This window comes from Mesorhizobium sp. LCM 4577 (assembly GCF_001854795.2).
In the GTDB taxonomy this organism is placed as follows: domain Bacteria; phylum Pseudomonadota; class Alphaproteobacteria; order Rhizobiales; family Rhizobiaceae; genus Mesorhizobium; species Mesorhizobium plurifarium.
This window is the reverse complement of the sequence record NZ_MDDU01000001.1, coordinates 546616-565859: the sequence shown is the minus strand read 5'-3', so window position 1 is coordinate 565859 and position 19244 is coordinate 546616. Positions and strand designations below refer to the sequence as shown.

The 19244-nt window shown below is 64.6% G+C and carries 15 protein-coding genes; 13 read left to right on the top strand and 2 right to left on the bottom strand.

What is annotated here, in order from left to right; all coding sequences use genetic code 11:
* The first annotated feature begins 74 nt into the window (after positions 1-74).
* The 9 genes from LCM4577_RS02705 (at position 75) to LCM4577_RS02665 (ending at position 10831) form a co-directional block, all read left to right on the top strand.
* Positions 75-1664, top strand: a complete 1590-nt coding sequence (locus LCM4577_RS02705) for an ABC transporter substrate-binding protein (protein WP_071069465.1) — start codon at positions 75-77, stop codon at positions 1662-1664.
* Between the two features lie 101 nt (positions 1665-1765).
* Entirely contained in the window at positions 1766-2725 is a 960-nt protein-coding gene (locus LCM4577_RS02700; protein WP_071069464.1) for an ABC transporter permease, read from the top strand.
* Positions 2726-2783: 58 nt separating this feature from the next.
* Positions 2784-3605: an ABC transporter permease gene (locus tag LCM4577_RS02695; RefSeq protein ID WP_040979838.1), complete on the top strand. Its 822-nt coding sequence runs from the start codon at positions 2784-2786 to the stop codon at positions 3603-3605.
* Positions 3605-5260 carry an ABC transporter ATP-binding protein gene (locus LCM4577_RS02690; protein ID WP_040979841.1) on the top strand — a complete coding sequence of 552 codons (1656 nt, stop codon included), beginning with the start codon at positions 3605-3607 and terminating at the stop codon, positions 5258-5260. The genes LCM4577_RS02695 and LCM4577_RS02690 overlap by 1 nt, the downstream gene beginning before the upstream one ends.
* A gap of 117 nt (positions 5261-5377) precedes the next feature.
* Positions 5378-6967, top strand: coding sequence for an ABC transporter substrate-binding protein (locus LCM4577_RS02685; protein WP_071069462.1), 1590 nt, complete (start codon positions 5378-5380; stop codon positions 6965-6967).
* A 75-nt stretch (positions 6968-7042) separates the two neighbouring features.
* The gene (locus LCM4577_RS02680) at positions 7043-7882 is read left to right on the top strand and encodes an alkaline phosphatase family protein (protein ID WP_071036562.1); all 840 of its coding nucleotides are present in this window, start codon (positions 7043-7045) and stop codon (positions 7880-7882) included.
* A gap of 279 nt (positions 7883-8161) precedes the next feature.
* Positions 8162-8728, top strand: coding sequence for a sigma-70 family RNA polymerase sigma factor (locus tag LCM4577_RS02675; RefSeq protein ID WP_041007304.1), 567 nt, complete (start codon positions 8162-8164; stop codon positions 8726-8728).
* Positions 8725-9390: an anti-sigma factor gene (locus LCM4577_RS02670; protein WP_116389976.1), complete on the top strand. Its 666-nt coding sequence runs from the start codon at positions 8725-8727 to the stop codon at positions 9388-9390. The genes LCM4577_RS02675 and LCM4577_RS02670 overlap by 4 nt, the downstream gene beginning before the upstream one ends.
* Entirely contained in the window at positions 9380-10831 is a 1452-nt protein-coding gene (locus LCM4577_RS02665; RefSeq protein ID WP_040979849.1) for a S8 family serine peptidase, read from the top strand. The genes LCM4577_RS02670 and LCM4577_RS02665 overlap by 11 nt, the downstream gene beginning before the upstream one ends.
* A 178-nt stretch (positions 10832-11009) precedes the next feature.
* Here the strand turns inward: LCM4577_RS02665 and LCM4577_RS02660 are convergent, their stop codons facing one another.
* Positions 11010-12356, bottom strand: coding sequence for an FAD-binding oxidoreductase (locus tag LCM4577_RS02660; protein WP_071069869.1), 1347 nt, complete (start codon positions 12354-12356; stop codon positions 11010-11012).
* Positions 12357-12499: 143 nt separating this feature from the next.
* Positions 12500-13522, bottom strand: a complete 1023-nt coding sequence (locus tag LCM4577_RS02655; protein WP_071069460.1) for a substrate-binding domain-containing protein — start codon at positions 13520-13522, stop codon at positions 12500-12502.
* A gap of 361 nt (positions 13523-13883) precedes the next feature.
* Here LCM4577_RS02655 and LCM4577_RS02650 point away from each other — a divergent pair, with 361 nt between their 5' ends.
* The 4 genes from LCM4577_RS02650 to LCM4577_RS02635 all read left to right on the top strand — a co-directional run bounded on the left by LCM4577_RS02650 (position 13884) and on the right by LCM4577_RS02635 (position 19244).
* Entirely contained in the window at positions 13884-15239 is a 1356-nt protein-coding gene (locus LCM4577_RS02650) for an ABC transporter substrate-binding protein (RefSeq protein WP_041003933.1), read from the top strand.
* A gap of 166 nt (positions 15240-15405) precedes the next feature.
* Positions 15406-16419: a carbohydrate ABC transporter permease gene (locus LCM4577_RS02645; RefSeq protein WP_071069458.1), complete on the top strand. Its 1014-nt coding sequence runs from the start codon at positions 15406-15408 to the stop codon at positions 16417-16419.
* A 1-nt stretch (position 16420) separates the two neighbouring features.
* Complete coding sequence (locus LCM4577_RS02640; RefSeq protein WP_071069456.1) at positions 16421-17575, top strand: carbohydrate ABC transporter permease; 1155 nt, start codon at positions 16421-16423, stop codon at positions 17573-17575.
* 4 nt (positions 17576-17579) lie between these two features.
* Positions 17580-19244, top strand: coding sequence for an alpha-glucosidase (locus tag LCM4577_RS02635; RefSeq protein WP_071069455.1), 1665 nt, complete (start codon positions 17580-17582; stop codon positions 19242-19244).

The following is a 19244-nucleotide window of genomic DNA, read 5'->3' as shown; positions in this document are numbered from 1 at the left end:
TTCCCTTACGGTCATTATCTCCTCCAATACTAAGAAACGACCATAAGGTCGCATACCCAGAGTGAGGAACCATAATGTCCAACGAACTTGACTATCTCAGCCGGCGAGTCGCGGCCGGAAAACTCAGCCGTCGCGATTTTCTTGGTCGCGCCGCCGCGCTCGGCGTCGCCGCCACCGTCGCCAACTCGATGCTTTCCAGCGCCGTGCGCGCTGCCGGCCCGGTCAAGGGCGGCACGCTGAAGGCAGGCCTGCAGGGCGGCGAATCCACCAACAGCCTCGATCCGGCGACCTTCCTCAGCCAGGTTCCGTTCGCCTTCGGCAAATGCTGGGGCGAGACGCTGGTCGAGCTCGCGCCGGGCGGCGGCGTTGAATATCTGATCGCCGAGGAGATCGGCAGCTCCAAGGACGCCAAGACCTGGACGATGAAGATCCGCAAGGGCGTCCAGTTCCACAACGGCAAGGAAGTGACGCCGGACGACGTCGTGGCGACGCTGAAGCGCCACAGCGACGAGAAGTCGAAGTCGGGCGCGCTCGGCGTCCTGAAGAGCATCGACACCATCAAGGTCGATGGCGGCAATGTCGTGGTCACGCTGAAGGACCCGAACGCCGACATGCCTTATCTGATGGCGGACTACCATCTGATCATCCAGCCGAATGGCGGCATGGACAAGCCGGATGCCGGCATCGGCACCGGCCCGTACAAGATCACCGGCAACCAGCCCGGCGTGAAGCACACCGCCGCGCGTTTCGACCACTACTGGCAGCCCGACAAATACGGCCATGCCGATCAGGTCGAGATCRTCGTCGTCAACGACCCGACGGCGCGCATGGCCGCGCTGCAGGGCGGCCAAGTCAACATGATCAACCGCGTCGAGCCGAAGATCGTCGATCTGGTCAAGCGGCTGCCCGGCGTCACCATCCGCGCCGCCTCTGGCCGCGGCTTCTATCCCTTCAACATGTTCTGCGACACCGCGCCCTTCGACAACAATGACCTCAGGATGGCGCTGAAGCTCGCCATGGACCGCGAGGAGATGCTGACCAAGATCCTGCGCGGCTACGGCGAGGTCGGCAACGACATGCCGGTCAACAAGGCTTACCCGCTGTTTGCAGGCGATTTCGAGCAGCGCAAATTCGATCCGGAAAAGGCGGCCGCGGCTTACAAGAAGTCGGGCCATAGCGGCTCGATCCTGCTGCGCACCTCAGACGTCGCCTTCCCGGGCGCCGTGGACGCCGCCCAGCTCTACCAGCAGAGCTGCGCCAAGGCCGGCATCAAGATCGAGATCAAGCGCGAGCCCGGCGACGGCTACTGGACGGAAGTCTGGAACAAGCAGCCCTTCTCGCTCTCCTACTGGGGCGGCCGACCGACCCAGGACCAGATGTACTCGACCGCCTATCTGTCGACCGCCGACTGGAACGACACCCGCTGGAAGCGCCCTGACTTCGACAAGATGGTGCTTGCGGCGCGCGGCGAGCTGGACGAGGCCAAGCGCAAGAAGATCTACCGCGACATGGGCGAGATCATGCGCGACGAAGGCGGCCTGATCGTGCCGTTCTTCAACCAGTTCGTCGACGCGACCGGCAAGGGCGTCGAAGGCTGGGTCGACAATCCGGCGCAGGAACTCAGCAACGGCCATGCCCTGATCGAGTGCTGGCTGCAAGCTTGACGAAGGACAAAGGAAGGGCCGGCGCGAGTCGGCCCTTCCCGGCTTTCATGGCCCGCCCGTAAAGGCGGGTATCATCCCTTCTTCACCATTGCGGGTAGCCGATGTCGTCTCCGATCCTGAGATTGGTCGCTCAGCGCATCTTGCTGGGCCTGGTTCTTCTTTTGGCCGTTTCCGTGCTGATCTTCGCCGGCACGCAGATCCTGCCGGGCGACGTCGCCCAGGCGATCCTCGGCCAGTCGGCGACGCCGGAGGCGCTGGCGAACCTGCGCGAGCAGCTCGGGCTCAACGACCCGGCGTGGCTGCGCTACGTGCACTGGCTGTGGGGCGTCCTGCATGGCGATTTCGGCACGGCGCAGTCAAGCGGGCTCGATATCGCCACCTCGATCAGCACCCGGCTGAAGAACACGCTTTTCCTGGCCGCCTGCGCGGCAATCGTCGCGGTGCCGCTGGCGATCATCCTCGGGCTCATTGCCGTGCGCTATCGCAACGGCTTCGTCGACAAGCTGATCTCCGGCCTGGCGCTGGCCTCGACGTCGTTCCCGGAATTCTTCATCGGCTATGTGCTGATCTTCGTGTTCGCCGTGCACTGGCAGATCTTCCCGAGCATCTCGACGGTGGATGACTCCACGCCTTTTCTCGAAAGGCTGCAGGCCGTGGTGCTGCCGGCCACCGCGCTCACCCTGGTGGTGCTCGCCCACATGATGCGCATGACGCGCGCAGCGATCCTCAACGTCATGCAGTCGGCCTATATCGAGACGGCCGAGCTCAAGGGGCTGAGGCCCTTCGACATCATCCGCAAGCATGCCTTCCCGAACGCGATCGCGCCGGTGGTCAACGTCGTCATGCTCAACCTCGCCTATCTCATCGTCGGCGTCGTGGTGGTGGAGGTGATCTTCGTCTATCCGGGCATGGGACAATATCTGGTCGACCATGTCGCCAAGCGCGACGTGCCGGTGGTGCAGGCGGTCGGCCTGATCTTCGCCGCGGTCTACATCACGCTCAACATCGTCGCGGACATCGCCGCCATCGTGGCCAACCCGCGGCTGCGGCATCCGAAATGACAAAAACATCTGAAGTGACGGGCCGGATGCAAGACGACCAGAAGGGGAACTGAGGCGAATGGCGCTACGACAAATCCCAGTCACCGCCTGGATCGGGCTGATCCTGACCGGCGCGTTCGCGTTCTGCGCCATCTTCGCGCCCTGGGTCGCGCCGCATGGCAATGGCGAGATCGTCGGCGACGTATGGGAGCCGATGTCGGCGGCGCACTGGCTGGGCACCGACAATCTCGGCCGCGATCTTGTCTCGCGCATGATCTACGGCGCGCGCATCACCATGGAGATCGCGGTGGCGGCGACGGCGCTGTCCTTCTCGCTGGGCTCTATCCTCGGCTTCACGGCGGCTGTCTTCGGCGGCTGGTTCGACACGCTGCTGTCGCGCTTCGTCGACCTTCTGATGTCGATCCCGACGCTGATCTTCGGCCTCGTCGTGCTGTCGGTGCTGCCAACCAACACGCTGACGCTGATCCTGGTCATGGGCATCCTGGATTCCACCCGCGTCTACCGCCTGTCACGCGCCGTCGCCGTCGACATCAACGTCATGGACTTCGTCGAGGCGGCGAAGCTGCGCGGCGAAGGCAAGGCCTGGATCATCTTCCGCGAGATCCTGCCCAATGCGCTGTCGCCGCTGGTGGCGGAGCTCGGCGTGCGCTTCATCTTCGCGGTGCTTTTCCTGTCGGCGCTGTCCTTCCTTGGGCTCGGCGTGCAGCCGCCGGATTCGGACTGGGGGGGCATGGTCAAGGAGAACAAGGACGGCATCGTCTTCGGCATTCCGGCGGCGCTGATCCCGGCGGCCGCGATCGCGGTGCTGGCGATCTCCGTCAACCTCGTCGCCGACTGGGTGCTCAACCGCACGACGAGCCTGAAGGGAGGGCGCGGCTGATGGCCGACAGCAAGGCAAATTCAGGCAGGCTCCTCGATATCCGCAACCTGCGCATCGAGGCGACCGTCTACCCGCCGGGCGAAGCGCCGAAGACGATCACGCTCGTCCATGACGTTTCGCTGACTCTTGAGAAGGGCAAGGTGCTCGGTCTCATCGGCGAATCCGGCGCCGGTAAGTCGACCATCGGCCTGTCGTCCATGGCCTATGGCCGCGGCGGCGTGCGCATCACCGGCGGCGAGGTGATCCTCAACGGCCGCGACATCCTGAAAGCCGGCCCCAAGGGCGTGCGGGCGCTGCGCGGACGCGAGGTGTGCTATGTCGCGCAGTCGGCGGCGGCCGCCTTCAATCCGGCGCACAAGCTGATCGACCAGGTGGTCGAGGCCGCCATGCTGCATGGCACCGCGACCCGCGCCGAGGCCGAGAAGCGGGCCGTCGCGCTGTTCAAGAAGCTCAGCCTGCCCAATCCCGAAACGATCGGCGAGCGCTATCCGCACCAGGTCTCCGGCGGTCAGCTGCAGCGCGTGATGACGGCGATGGCGCTTTGCTCGGAGCCCGACCTGATCGTCTTCGACGAGCCGACCACGGCGCTCGATGTGACGACGCAGATCGACGTGCTTGCCGCGATCAAGGACGCCATCCGCGACACGCATGTGGCGGCCCTCTACATCACCCACGATCTTGCCGTCGTCGCCCAGGTGTCCGACGAGATCATGGTGCTGCGCCATGGCCGGCTGGTGGAATGGGGCGGCACGCGGCAGATCATCAAGGAGCCGCGCCAGGAATACACCAACGCGCTGGTTTCGGTGCATGAGATCGAGCACCAGGAACAGCAGCCAGGCGCGACGCCCTTCCTGTCGGTGAAGAATGTCACCGCCGCCTATGGCGGCGGCCATGTCAAGGTGCTGAAGAACGTCTCGGTCGACATCTATCCGGGACAGACGCTCGCCGTCGTCGGCGAGAGCGGCTCCGGCAAGTCGACGCTGGCGCGCGCCATCACCGGCCTGTTGCCGCCCGAGGAGGGCACCGTCACCTTCGACGGCAGGCCGCTCGCCAACAGGCTGGCCGACCGGCCGAAGGAGGATCTGCGCCAGCTGCAGATGATCTACCAAATGGCCGACGTGGCGATGAACCCGCGCCAGACGGTGGGCACCATCATCGGCAGGCCGCTGGAATTCTATTTCGGCATGAAAGGGCGCGAGCGCGACAAGCGCGTCGCCGAGTTGCTCGACGAGATCGAGATGGGCAAGGGTTTTGTCGACCGCTATCCGGCCGAGCTGTCCGGCGGTCAGAAGCAGCGCGTCTGCATCGCGCGCTCGCTCGCCGCCAAGCCGAAGCTGATCATCTGCGACGAGGTGACCTCGGCGCTCGACCCGCTCGTCGCCCACGGCATCCTCAAGCTGCTCTTGAACCTGCAGAGCCAAGAAAAGGTCGCGTATCTGTTCATCACCCACGACCTGGCGACGGTGAAGTCGATCGCCGATTCGATCGCGGTCATGTATCGCGGCGAGGTGGTGCGCTACGGCTCCAAGAGCAAGGTGCTGACGCCGCCCTTCGACGCCTATACGGACCTGCTGTTGTCCTCCGTGCCGGAAATGGAAATCGGCTGGCTGGAAAAGGCGATCAAGGGCCGGCGCATGGAAAGCGCCGGAAATTAGCCCACGAAGTCTGCCTCCGAGGCGGCGGCTGTCATGTGGCTGCAACAGGGAACGGGAAAGATTGCTGCGGGCGGGTAGGGCTCGCACCGAAATCAATCTCGAAAAAGGGGGCAGGACATGCAGACGGAATTCGACCATCTCGCCGCGCTCGCCGGCAAGGGCAGGATCTCTCGCCGCGATTTCCTCGGCCGCGCGGCGGCGCTCGGCGCCTCGGCGGCGCTGGCAACGACGCTGGCCGGCAAGGCTTTCGCCGCGAGCCCGGTGAAGGGCGGCATCATCAAGGCGGGCCTGCAGGGGGGTGAATCGACCAACAGCCTCGACCCGGCGCTGAATCTCAGCCAGGTGACCTACAACTTCTGCAAGCAGTGGGGCGAATTCCTTGTGCGGCTGACGCCCGAGGGCGGCGTCGAGAACCTGATCGCCGAGGAGATCGGCGCCTCGGCCGACGCCAAGACCTGGACGATGAAGATCCGCGACGGCATCGAATTCCACAACGGCAAGACGGTGACGGCGGAAGACGTCGTCGCCACGCTCGAGCGCCATGCGGACGAAAAGTCGAAATCCGGCGCGCTCGGCATTTTGAAGAACATCAAGACCATCAAGGCCGACGGCAAGGACGTGGTGGTGACGCTCGGCGACGCCGATGCCGACTTCYCCTATCTGATGGCCGACTACCACCTCGTCATCCAGCCGAATGGCGGCAAGGACAACCCGAATGCCGGCATCAGCGCCGGGCCCTACAAGGTCGCCGTCAATCAGCCCGGCGTGAGGCATGGCGGCGAGCGCTTCGCCAATTACTGGCGCGGCGACAAGGCGGGCCACGCCGACCAGATCGAGATCGTCGTCATCAACGACCCGACGGCCCGGCTTGCCGCGCTGCAGGGCGGCCAGGTGCATCTCATCAACCGCGTCGAGCCCAAGGTGGTCGATCTGGTCAAGCGCATGCCGGGCGTCAGCATCGAGAACGTGGCGGGGCGCGGCTATTACCCGTTCAACATGTTCTGCGACACCGCGCCCTTCGACAACAACGACCTCAGGATGGCGCTGAAGCTCGCCATGGATCGCGAGGAGATGCTGGACAAGATCCTGCGCGGCTACGGGTCGGTGGGCAACGACTTCCCGATCAACGAAGCCTATCCGCTGTTTTCCACCGACATCGAGCAGCGCAAGTTCGATCCGGAAAAAGCGGCGGCGGCCTACAAGAAGTCGGGCCATAGCGGCTCGATCCTGCTGCGCACCTCCGACGTCGCCTTCCCCGGCGCGGTCGACGCAGCGCAGCTCTACCAGCAGAGCTGCGCCAAGGCCGGCATCAAGATAGAGATCAAGCGCGAGCCCGGCGACGGCTACTGGTCGGAAGTGTGGAACAAGCAGCCCTTCTCGCTCTCCTATTGGGGCGGCCGGCCGACGCAAGGTCAGATGTATTCCACCGGCTATCTGTCGACCGCCGACTGGAACGACACGCGCTTCAAGCGGCCCGAATTCGACAAGATGCTCTACACGGCGCGCGCCGAGCTGGACCAGGCCAAGCGCAAGGCGATCTATCGCGACATGGCGATGCTGATGCGCGACGAAGGCGGGCTGATCGTGCCGTTCTTCAACCAGTTCGTCGACGCCGCCAACACCAAGAAGCTCAGCGGCTGGGTGAAGAACCCCAATGGCGAGATGATGGACGGCTATGCGCTCTGCGAGTGCTGGCTGAACGCCTGATGTCAGGCTATCCAAAGAAGCGCCGCGTGTCCGCGCGACACGCGGCGCTTTCGTTTCGAAGAACAGGAACCTTCCGTGGCGCTCAAATCCAAACTGCTGCTCATCATCCTCGACGGCGTGCCCTACCGGAACTGGCGCCGGCTGATGGGCAATCTCGAGGGCTGGGCGCAGTCGGGCGAGGCGCAGGTGTGGAAGATGCGCTCGGTGCTGCCGTCGACCTCGGCCTGCTGCTACGCCTCGATCCACACCGGGGTGACGCCGCAGGTGCATGGCATCCTTTCCAACGAGAACCGCTTTCGCGTCAGGCAGCCGGATATCTTCTCGGAAGTGAGCAAGGCCGGCGGCAAGACGGGCGCGGTGACCCATTCCTACTGGTCGGAATTCTTCCGTTCGTACCCGTTCGACCTTGTCGAGGACATGGAGTTCGACGATCCAAGCGGGCCGATCACGCATGGCCGCTTCCACACGATGACCGGCTACAATCTCAAGAACCAGATGACACCGAGCGACGTCGACCTGTTCGCGACGCTGACCATGCTGGCGAAGCGGCACGGCATCGACTACGGCATCCTGCACACCTGCACGCTGGACTCCATGGGTCATCGCTTCGGCCACGACTGCCACGAGATGGACCATGCCTGCTACGCCATGGACGGCATGCTCGCGGCTTTCCTGCCGCAATGGCGCGCAGCCGGCTATGAAGTGATCGTGACGGCCGACCACGGCCAGACCGACCGCGGCCACCATGGCGGCCATGACGACGAGATGCAGGATTTCGCGCTCTATTATTTCGGACCCGCGAAAGGGCCCGAAGCCGACACGCTGCTCGACCAACTGCAGCTCGCGCCGACGGTGTTGAGCCGGCTCGGCGTGGAAATACCCGAGACGATGAAGGCGAAGGTTTTTTTGGGGTAAGCGCGCCTCCCCCTTCTCCCCTTGTGGGAGAAGGTGTCGCCGAAGGCGACGGATGAGGGGTGTTCCAGGGAAAGCCAACGTCTCACTCCGCTGGAACACCCCTCATCCGTCTCGGCGCTATCGCGCCGATCCACCTTCCCCCACAAAGGGAGAAGGAAAGCGCCCCTACTGGCAACCTCCCCGCTCTTCGGTTAGCCTCCGAAAAATCCTTGGCGGAGGGTGAACCTTTTTGGACCGATCAGCGACAGAGCTACGAGGAGCCAGGCGGCTCGACCGGCCATGAACGCGGCGACCGAAACCGATCGCGCGCTTGTAGACCGGGTCGCGAAGGGCGACCGGGCCGCCGTTCGGCTCCTGTTCATGCGTCACCACGCGCGGGTCTACCGCTTCGTGGCGCGCCAGACGGGATCGGAAATGATGGCCGACGATATCGCCAACGAGGTTTTTCTCGAGCTGTGGAAGCAGGCGCCCAGCTTCGAGGGCCGCTCCGAAGTTTCCACGTGGCTGCTCGGCATCGCCCGCTTCAAGGCGCTGTCTTCGCTGCGTAAGAAGAAGGAAGACTGGATCGACGACGACGACGCGGCGCAGGTTCCCGACGGCGCCGACACGCCCGAAGTCGTCACCATGAAAGAGGACAAGGCCGCCGCCTTGCGCCGCTTCGTCGATGCCTTGCCGGAAGAGCACCGCACGGTGATCGACCTTGCCTATTACCACGGCCAGTCGGTGACCGAAATCGGCGAGGTGCTCGGCATTCCGGTCGCGACCGTCAAGACCAGGATGTTCTACGCCCGCAAGAAACTCGGCGAAGCCCTCAAGGCCGCCGGTTACGACAGGGGGTGGCCATGAGCGCCGCTGAAAAGATGTCGCGCCGCGACGAGATGGAGACGCTGCTGCCGTTCTATCTGAACGGCTCTCTGGAAGGCGCCGAGCTGGAGGCCGTCGAGGAATGGCTGGCCACCGATCCGACGGCGCTTGCCGCCCTTGGCGAGGCTGAGGCCGAGTTTTCCGGCACCGCCGCCGCCAACGAGGCGATCCGCCCGCCGGCCGATGCGCTGAGCCGTTTCACCAGGGCGCTCGACGCCGAGGCCGGCCCCGTGCGCGCGCCCGGCCAATCCTGGCTGGCGAAGATCTTCGGCCGGGTGACGGCGATGCCCGCCGGCGTCGCCTGGGCGGCAGCCGCAGCGCTGCTTGCGCTGGTCATCGTGCAGTCCTTCGAACAGCCGGGCGGCAAGGGCAACGACTTCGAAGTGGCCGGCGCCCAGGACGATCTGGCGAAGCTGCCTTTCGCGCTGGTGAAGTTCAAGCCGGACGCCAGGATGGCCGATATCGCCGCCTTCCTCGGCCAGAACGGGCTGAAGATCGCCGGCGGCCCGACCGCGGACGGCGTGTTCCACCTGACGGTTCCGGCGAGCACGGCAGCCGATTACGACAGGCTCGTCGGCCTTATTGCCGCCCAGCCTTTCGCGGATGCTGTGGTGCAGGGAAGGAAACCGGCCGATGGCGGCTAAGGCGGTCATTCTTCGCGTGGCAGTGCTCGCGGTGGCATTTGTCGCCGCGCCTGCGTTCGCGCAGACCAACGACCCGAACCTGTCACAAAAGCAGATCGACTGTTTGAACCGTACGACGGCGGCCGGCGGCGGCTGCGACAAGGACGGCGGCGCCAAGAATGGCGCAGGAACGCCCGGCGCGGCCACGAGCGGCGCGGTGTTCCTGCCGGCGCTGATCGTCGATCTCTTTCCGAACTCGCCGGCGCCCGCCGCCCCACAAACGCCCGCACCGTCCAACGGGACATCGTCATCGAACGGTTCCAACAGCGCGCCACCGCCCGCGCCAACGCCGAGCGGTCCGGTCACGGTGCCGCAAGGCCTCAACCTGGCCGAACCGCCGCGCGCGGTCGTCGGCGAATTCGTGCCCGACGAGGTGCTGGTGACGGTCGACGGCGATCCCGGCGTGGTGCGGCAGATCGCCAATTCCTTCGGCCTGCAGGTGCGCTCGCAGCGCCAGTCGCGACTGCTCGGCACCACGCTGGTGCGCTTCGGCATCACCGACGGGCGGCCCGTCGGCGTGGTGCTGGCGCAGCTTGCCGCCGACGGCCGCACGCAGCGGCGCGAGCCAAACCATATCTATTCGCTGCAGCAGGCGGCCGGCATCGTGAACTATGCCTTCGACCGCATCGCGCTCGATGCTGGCCAAGCGAGCGGCGAGAATGTGCGCGTCGCCGTTATCGACACCGGCATCGACGACACCAATCCCGCGCTCGCCGGCGTCATTGCCGACCAATATGACGCCATGCCCAACGTGCCGATCGAAAAGCGCGATCACGGCACCTCGGTCGACGGGCTGATCGCCGGCGTCGGTCCGCTGGAAGGCATGGCGCCTGGCGCCAGGATCTACCATGCGCGCGCCTTCGAAGACGGCAAGTCGACCATGGACGTCATCCTGTCGGCGCTCGACTGGGCGGCCGAGCAGAATGTGCGCATCATCAATATGAGCTTCGTCGGCCCGAAGAACGACCTGCTCGGYACCGCCTGCCGCAATGCCCGGGCGATGGGCATGGTGCTGGTGGCCGCCGCCGGCAACAATGGCCCGAAGGCGCCCTATGGCTATCCGGCCGCCTTCGACGGCGTGATCGCGGTGACCGCCACCGACGCCAAGGACGGGCTGATGCCGCAGGCCAATCGCGGCGCCTATGTCTTCATCTCGGCGCCGGGCGTCGAGATGGTGGCGCCGAGCGGCGCCGGCTCCGACGTCGTGACCGGCACCTCCTTCGCGGCCGCGATCGTATCCGGCGCCATCGCCAATCTGATCCACGCCGCGCCCGATCGTTCGGCTGACGAGATCGAGAAGGCGCTTGCCGCCACAGCCAAGGATCTCGGGCCCAAGGGGCGGGACAATGATTTCGGCTACGGGTTGCTGGACATCAAGGCGGCTGGAGCGGCGAAGGAGTAGCGGCTCATATCTGTTTTGTTGGCGGGACAGCACCCCCCTCTGGCCTGCCGGCCATCTCCCCCGCAAGGGGGGAGATTAGACGTCGCCACCGCCTTCGCCAGTCATCGACGCTGAAGAAGTTGGGCCGGCGCTGAAACCGCTGATCTCCCCCTTGCGGGGGAGGACCGCCGGCGGCCATTCAAAGCGCCGGACCCAACCGTACCGGGCTTCCATCATAGAAACGCGACAGTCGGAAGCGGCTGAGGTCGTGCCCGGATTCATTCCCCTGGATCATGTCGGAGACGACGCGGCCTATGCCGGGCCCAATCCCGAAGCCGTGGCCGCACATTCCCGTCGCGACGAAAAGACCGCCGATTGCCCGCACCTGATCCACGACGGGGACGACGTCGGGCATGGCGTCGATCATACCGCCCCAGCCGGCCTTCAAGCGAACTGTTTCGAATTGCGGGAAAAGCTGTTTGAAATTGCGCTCGATCGAACGAAGCTTTGCCGGCTCAGGAGCGGGATTGAGCACCCGCATTCTCTCGAACGGACTCTCTGAATCCGGCGCCCAATCGCGCGGCGTCGACCAGCCATCGGGGTAGCCCGACGGAGCGAAGGGGAAATAGCGCGTTCCGTACGGATTGTCCCTGAGGGCGGGAAGATATTGGGTGAAGTGCCGGAACGCGTCAGGCCCCAGATAAAGCAGGTGGCTGCCGCCCGCGGCAAGCGTGTATCCGCCATCCTGCCTGCGCCTGAAGGCGATGTGATCGTCGGCGGCCGCGCCCGGATAGACTTCAGGCAGGGGCTCCGTTGCGGCCGCGGTGACCCGGACGCTGAGCTGGGGGATGGATACGCCGTGCCTCGCCAGGAACAGGGACGACCAGGCGCCGCCCGCGACCAGCACGGTGGAGGCCTCGATATATCCACCCTCGGTCCACACGCCCTTGATCTTGCCGGCCGCAATATCGAGAGTTCGCGCCGCGCAGTTCTCCACGATCCTGGCGCCTTTTCGCACGGCAAGCCTGGCGAGCGCCGGCACCGCCAGCCAAGGTTCCGCGCGCATATCGGAGGATGTCGTCATCGCGCCCACGAACCTGCGCGACATGCCGGTGATGAGCTTTGCGGTCTCCTCGGCGTCCAGGAGGCGCGTGTCGAGCTCATGGATCGCGGCGACCCTCATGAACTCTTCGAACTTGGCCATGTCCTTGTCGGCGTTCGCCAGATAGGTCACGCCTGTCTGGTTCAGCCCGATGTCTTCGCCGCACTCATCGGCCAGTTGCCGCCACAGGCGACAAGCCTCGATGACGATCGGCAGCTCATCGGCGTCCCGCCCCTGCTTTCTGATCCAGCCCCAGTTTCGCGAGGACTGTTCGGCGGCGACGCGGCCTTTTTCCAGCACCGTCACCGGGATGTTCCGGGAGGCAAGGAAAAGCGYCGTCGTTACGCCGATGACACCGCCACCGACGATCACCACCTCGGAGTCTCTGGGCGGCGGCCCGCCGTGTTGGATCGGATCCGCTTCGGTAAACGGGAATGTCGGCAAATGGCGCACTCTGGACGACTGGTTGACGGTTCTGGCTTACCGGCTGTCGGCGTCCAACATCAGGAGCAGTCGAAGGCGGAACGTTGTCCCACGACAGCAAAGGCACCCGAAAGGAGGCGGTCGACGACGCTGTCGGGCCGACCCTAGACCGGCGCACCCGCCACCGATCCCCGAACCACCAGATCCACCGGCCAAACCTCGCCTCGCGCGCCCTCCTCCAGCCCCGATATGCGCGCCGCGAGGCGCTCGGCGACACGCGCTCCCGCAAGCCGGATGGACGAGCGTGTCGTCGACAGGGGCACCGGGAAATTCTCCGGCCGCAGCCAGGGGAAGACGTCGTCATGGGCGACCAGCGAGAGGTCGCCCGGAATGGTCAGGCCGAGATCGCGCACGGCGCGCACGACGCCCAGCGCCATGATCAGGCTGGAGCAGACGATCGCCGTCGGCGGCTCGGCCTCTTCGAGCAGGCGGCGGGCGGCGCGGTAGCCGTTCTCCTCGGTCATGGTCACCGAGCGGATGTTGCGTTCGCCAAGCGTCAGCCCGCTCGCGGCGAGCGCGCGGCGCACGCCGCGCTCGCGGTGGATGGCGAAGGTCTCGCGCTCGTTGCCGTTGATCAGCGCCAGGCGCTTGTGGCCGAGCTGGATCAGCAGCCGCGCCGCTTCGTGGAAGGCGCCCTCATTGTCGATGTCGAGAAAGGGATAGTCGAAGTCGAAGCCCTCGCTGCGGCCATGGACGATGAAGGGGATGCCCAGCGTGTTGACCAGCGCCAGCCGCTTGTCGGCCGGACGCGGCGAGGAGATGTAGACGGCGTCGACCTGCCGGTTGGCGACGATGCGGCGGTAGGTGGTTTCCTCGTCGTCTGCATCGGCGGGCGAAAGCACGAGGTCGAGCTCATGCGCGCGGGCATAGTCGCCGAGGCCGGAGAGGAATTCGACGAAATGCGGATCGATGTCGACGGCAGCACCCGTCGGCAGCACATAGCCGATCATGCCCGACTTGCCGGTGGCAAGCCGGCGCGCGCTGGGGTTCGGCCTGTAGCCATGGCGCTTGGCGGCATCCATGACCCGGCGCCGGGTTTCCTCATTGACCTCGGGATAGCCGTTCAGCGCCCGGCTCACCGTGGTCTGCGAGAGCGACAGCATATGCGAGAGTTGCTTGAGGTTCATCGGAGGCCTCCAGTCTCAAAGCGCTTTCAAATTTGAATCGATCCGATGATTGTTGGCAAGGCCGCCAAGCACAAGCGGACCTTAAAGCCCTGCCGGCGTCGTTTGAAGCAAAATTGCTGCTGCAGCGCCAAAAAAGCATGCTGCAGTGCAGTTTTGCTACCCGATCCCGAGGAATTTAAATCGATTAATGAACGCGCCCACTTGACTCTCAAGCGATTCAATGGCGAGATCGAAATAGCCAAAGCGCTTTGGAAGTCTCTTCGAAAGGTTGCGGTTGCCCTTTCGCTGAGTCACAGTTCCGCGGGCGTCGGCGGACGAAATGGAGGTTTCGTCCTGTTTGTGACCACTGGGAGGACTTGCGATGAAGAAAATGCTTCTCTTGGGTGCGGCGTTCGCGGCACTCACCCTCAGCCTGCCGGCGCAAGCCGAACTGAAGTTCAAGCCGGGCGAGGATTCGAAATTTCATTGGTCGAACTACGACGACCTCAAGAAGGTCGATCTCAAGGGCGAGACGCTGACGATCTTCGGACCGTGGCGCGGCGAAGACGAGACGCTCGTGCGTTCGGTTCTCGACTATTTCCAGGAAGCGACCGGCGCTGACGTCAAATACTCTTCGTCGGAGAATTACGAGCAGCAGATCGTCATCGACACCCAGGCCGGCAGCCCGCCGAACATCGCCGTCCTGCCACAGCCCGGCCTCATCCAGGATCTTGCCTCCAAGGGCGTGCTCACCCCGCTGGGCGACGACGTCGCCGCCTGGATCAAGGAAAACTACGCCGCCGGCGACTCCTGGGCCAAGCTCGGCACCTATAATGGCAAGGACGGCAAGCCCGGTTTCTACGCCTTCCCCTACAAGATCGACGTGAAGGGACTGGTCTGGTACTCGCCCGACAATTTCGACGAGGCCGGCTACAAGGTGCCGAAGACCCAGGAAGAGCTCGCTGACCTCGAAAAGAAGATCATCGCCGATGGCGGCAAGCCCTGGTGCATCGGGCTCGGCTCCGGCGGCGCCACCGGCTGGCCGGCGACCGACTGGGTCGAGGACATCATGCTGAGGACGCAGCCGCCGGAAGTCTACGACAAGTGGGTGAAGAACGAGATCCCGTTCACCGACCCGGCCGTGGTCAACGCCATCGACATCTTCGGCAAGATCGCCACCGACGACAAGATGGTGGACGGCGGCGCCAAGGCGGTCGCGGCGACCGACTTCCGCGACAGCCCGAAGGGCCTCTTCACCGTGCCGCCGAAGTGCTACATGCACCACCAGGCGTCGTTCATCCCGTCCTTCTTCCCGGAGAATGTGAAGCTCGGCCAGGACGCCGACTTCTTCCCCTATCCGCCTTACGCCTCCAAGCCGGAACTGGGCACGCCGCTGGAAGTGGCCGGAACGCTGGTGATGATCACCAAGGATTCCAAGGCCTCGCGCGAGTTCATCAAGTTCCTCGAGATGCCGCTCGCGCATGAATTGTGGATGGCGCAGAAGAGCTTCGTCACCCCGTTCAAGGCGGCCAACAAGGAGGCCTATGGCAGCGAGGCGCTGAAGAAGCAGGGCGAAATCCTGGTCGGCGCCACGACGGTGCGGTTTGACGGGTCCGACCTGATGCCCGGCAAGATCGGCGCGGGCTCGTTCTGGACCGGCATGGTCGACCTGGTCGGCGGCAAGTCCGCGCAGGACGTCGCCGCCGACATCCAGAAAAGCTGGGACGGCATCAAGTAAGCGTCCTGAAATCCTCCTCATCCTCCACCTGGATCCGGGCTACGGCCCGGGTCCGACCGGCGGCCAACGCCGGAAGCCTTCGCGTTTCGATTGTTCCGAATAACCGAAAGTCGGTGCATCCGATCGCCAGCCTCGGCTGACCGGTCATGCGCAGGGAGAGGGACCCATGGCGGCTCAGATTTTCTCGGCCATATTCGTCATCATCATCGGCGTCGGCGGCTGTGTCGCCTATTTCTGGGGCGCCAACAGACTGCTCGACCTCATCTTGCCCTCACGCGGGGTATCCGGCGCCGCCGCCATCAACAATCTGCGCCGGCAGGGCTATGTGCGGCCGTGGCTGTTCGTCGGCCCGGCGCTGATCATCCTTGCCGTCTACCTGATCTACCCGGTGATCGCGACGCTATGGCTCTCCTTCTTCGACCGCGGCGGCACCAGCTTCGTCGGGCTCGCCAATTATGAATGGGCGGCCGGCGACCACGATCTGCGCAACTCGATCTTCAACAACATACTATGGCTGGCCGTGGTGCCGGCCGCCTGCACCTTCCTCGGCCTGATCATCGCCGTGCTCACCGACAAGATCTGGTGGGGCACCATCGCCAAGAGCCTGATCTTCCTGCCGCTGGCGATCTCCTTCGTCGGCGCCAGCGTGATCTGGAAATTCATCTACGAGTATCGCGGCGAAGGCCAGGTGCAGATCGGCCTGCTCAACGCCATCATCCAGTATTTCGGCGGCCAGCCGCAGGTGTGGATATCGCTGCCGTTCTGGAACAATTTCTTCCTGATGGTGATCCTGATCTGGATCCAGACCGGCTTCGCCATGGTGATCCTGTCGTCGGCGCTGCGCGGCATCCCGGAAGAGACGCTGGAGGCGGCAGTGATCGACGGCGCCAACCCGTTCCAGATCTTCTGGAAGATCATGGTGCCGCAGATCTGGGGCACGATCGCGGTTGTCTGGACCACCATCACCATCCTGGTGCTGAAAGTGTTCGACATCGTGCTGACCATGACCAACGGCCAGTGGAACAGCCAGGTGCTCGCCAATCTGATGTTCGACTGGATGTTCCGCGGCGGCGGCGATTTCGGCCGCGGCGCCACCATCGCCATCATCATCATGATCGCGGTCATTCCGATCATGGTCTGGAACATCCGCCAGGCCAACAAAGAGACGGGAGGGCACTGAGATGCCGACCAAGACCGGAAAATCCTTCATCGGCCGTTTCGGCGTCCACATCGCCGTGCTCGTCTTCGTGGCGATCTGGACCATCCCCACCCTCGGCATCCTCGTCTCCTCGCTGCGCGACAAGGACCAGATCGTCGCGTCGGGCTGGTGGAACGCCTTCGCCAGTTCCAGCCAGAGCGAGGCGGGACGGTTGCCGGGGGCGTCGGCGCAAACCCAGAAGGACGGCAAATACGTCATCGAGGGCAACATCTTCGGCGACGGTCCCAAGCGCGAGATCAGCGCCTTCGGCGTAAAATCTTCTGCGCCGACGCAGTACAAGGCGGGATCGGTCGCCGACCTCAATGACGGCGTCACCCTGCAGATGAACGCCGATGGCAGCTTCGTGCTGTCTTCACCGAAAGCCTTCGAGGGCGACCGCGGTCAGCGCGTCTATTTCGCCTCGTCGGCGCCGCCGAAATTCACCCCCGAGAACTACAGAACCGTGCTGTTTTCGGAAGGCATCGGCCGCTCCTTCATGAACTCGCTGACGGTGACCATTCCGGCGACGGTAATCCCGATCCTGATCGCCGCCTTCGCGGCCTACGCATTGGCCTGGATGCGCTTTCCCGGCCGGGCGCTGCTGATCGCGGTCATCATCGGCCTTCTGGTGGTGCCGCTGCAGATGTCGCTGATCCCGCTGCTCAGGCTCTATAACGGCGTCGGCAGCTTCTTCGGCGTGCCGTCCAAGACCTATCTCGGCATCTGGCTGGCGCATACCGGCTTCGGCCTGCCCTTCGCCATTTACCTGCTCAGGAGCTACATCGCCGGCCTGCCGCGCGAGATCATGGAATCGGCGCGCATCGACGGCGCCAGCGACTTCGAGATCTTCGTCAAGATCGTGCTGCCGCTGTCCTTCCCGGTACTTGCCTCCTTCGCCATCTTCCAGTTCCTGTGGGTATGGAACGATCTCCTGGTGGCGATGGTTTTCCTCGGCACGGCGCCCGATCAGATCGTGCTGACGGCCAAGCTCAACGCGCTGCTCGGCTCGCGGGGTGGCAACTGGGAGATCCTGACGACATCGGCGTTCATCACCATCATCGTGCCGCTGATCGTGTTCTTCTCGCTGCAGCGCTATTTCGTCCGCGGGCTGCTTGCCGGCTCCGTGAAAGGAGGTTGAAGACATGCAATCGGCTTTGAAGGCGACTTCGAGACCAGACCCTGCGATCGATCGCGACTGGTGGCGCGGCGCGGTGATCTACCAGATCTATCCGCGCTCCTACCAAGACTCCAACGGCGACGGCATCGGCGACCTGAAGGGCATCGTTCAGCGCCTGCCTTACATCGCTTCGCTCGGCGTCGACGCCATCTGGATCTCGCCCTTCTTCAAATCGCCGATGAAGGATTTCGGCTACGACGTGTCGGATTATTGCGACGTCGACCCGATGTTCGGCACGCTCGCCGATTTCGACGCGCTGGTGGCGGAAGCTCATCGGCTCGGCCTCAAGGTGATGATCGACGAGGTGCTGTCTCACACCGCCGACATCCACCCCTGGTTCAAGGAAAGCCGCTCCAGCCGCACCAACCCGAAAGCCGACTGGTATGTGTGGGCCGACGCCAAGCCCGACGGCACGCCGCCCAACAACTGGCTGTCGATCTTCGGCGGCTCAGCCTGGCAGTGGGACACCAGCCGCCAGCAATACTACATGCACAATTTCCTGGCCGAGCAGCCGGACCTCAATTTCCACAACGGCGAAGTCCAGGACGCGCTGCTCGACATCACCCGCTTCTGGCTGGAACGCGGCGTCGACGGCTTCCGGCTCGACACGATCAATTTCTACTTCCACAGCCAGGGGCTTGAGGACAATCCGCCGCTGCCGCCGGAACAGCGCAACGACCAGACCGCACCCGCGGTCAACCCTTACAACTACCAGGACCATCTCTACGACAAGAGCCGGCCGGAGAATCTCGGTTTCCTCGAGCGCTTCCGGGCGCTGCTCGACGAATATCCGGCGCAGGCCGCCGTGGGCGAGGTGGGCGACTCGCAGCGCGGCCTCGAAGTGGTCGCCGCCTACACCGCCGACGGCAAGCGCGTGCATATGTGCTACTCCTTCGACTTCCTGGCGCCGGAGAAGATCAGCGCGGCGAAAGTGCGCGCGGTGCTGGAAGCCTTCGGCCGGGTCGCCAGCGACGGCTGGTCCTGCTGGGCCTTCTCCAATCATGATGTGATGCGGGTCGCCTCGCGCTGGGCCGCCAACGAGGCCAATCCGACCGCCTATCTCAAGGTGATCTCGGCGCTTCTGATGTCGCTGCGCGGCTCTGTCTGCATCTATCAGGGCGAAGAGCTCGGCTTTGGCGAAGCGGAGCTGAAGTTCGAGGACCTGCAGGATCCCTACGGCATCCGCTTCTGGCCGGAGTTCAAGGGCCGCGACGGCTGCCGCACGCCGATGGTGTGGGATGCCGCGGCCAAGAACGGCGGCTTCTCGACCGCAAAACCCTGGCTGCCGGTGCCGGGCAAGCACCTGTCGCAGGCCGTCAATGTGCAACAGGGCGATACAAGCTCGCTGCTTGAGCACTATCGCCGCTTCCTCGCCTTCCGGCGCCAGCATCCGGCGCTGGCCAAGGGCGACATCGACTTCATCGAAAGCGATGGCGACACCGTCGCCTTCACCCGCCGCGAAGGCAATGAGCGGATCGTCTGCGCTTTCAACCTGGGCAACAAGYCGGCCGAGGTCGATCTCGGCAAAGGCGCGCTGCAACCCTTGCCCGGGCATGGCTTTTCGGGACAGACTGGCAATGGGCCGGTCCGCCTCGGCGGCTACGGCGCCTGGTTCGGACGCATCGACTGA

Bases quoted from the DNA above. Each gene is read 5' to 3' on its own strand.
- LCM4577_RS02700 (WP_071069464.1), top strand. From the start codon at position 1,766: ATGTCGTCTCCGATCCTGAGATTGGTCGCTCAGCGCATCTTGCTGGGC.
- LCM4577_RS02695 (WP_040979838.1), top strand. From the start codon at position 2,784: ATGGCGCTACGACAAATCCCAGTCACCGCCTGGATCGGGCTGATCCTG.
- LCM4577_RS02690 (WP_040979841.1), top strand. From the start codon at position 3,605: ATGGCCGACAGCAAGGCAAATTCAGGCAGGCTCCTCGATATCCGCAAC.
- LCM4577_RS02675 (WP_041007304.1), top strand. From the start codon at position 8,162: ATGAACGCGGCGACCGAAACCGATCGCGCGCTTGTAGACCGGGTCGCG.
- LCM4577_RS02670 (WP_116389976.1), top strand. From the start codon at position 8,725: ATGAGCGCCGCTGAAAAGATGTCGCGCCGCGACGAGATGGAGACGCTG.
- LCM4577_RS02655 (WP_071069460.1), bottom strand. From the start codon at position 13,522: ATGAACCTCAAGCAACTCTCGCATATGCTGTCGCTCTCGCAGACCACG.
- LCM4577_RS02650 (WP_041003933.1), top strand. From the start codon at position 13,884: ATGAAGAAAATGCTTCTCTTGGGTGCGGCGTTCGCGGCACTCACCCTC.
- LCM4577_RS02645 (WP_071069458.1), top strand. From the start codon at position 15,406: ATGGCGGCTCAGATTTTCTCGGCCATATTCGTCATCATCATCGGCGTC.
- LCM4577_RS02640 (WP_071069456.1), top strand. From the start codon at position 16,421: ATGCCGACCAAGACCGGAAAATCCTTCATCGGCCGTTTCGGCGTCCAC.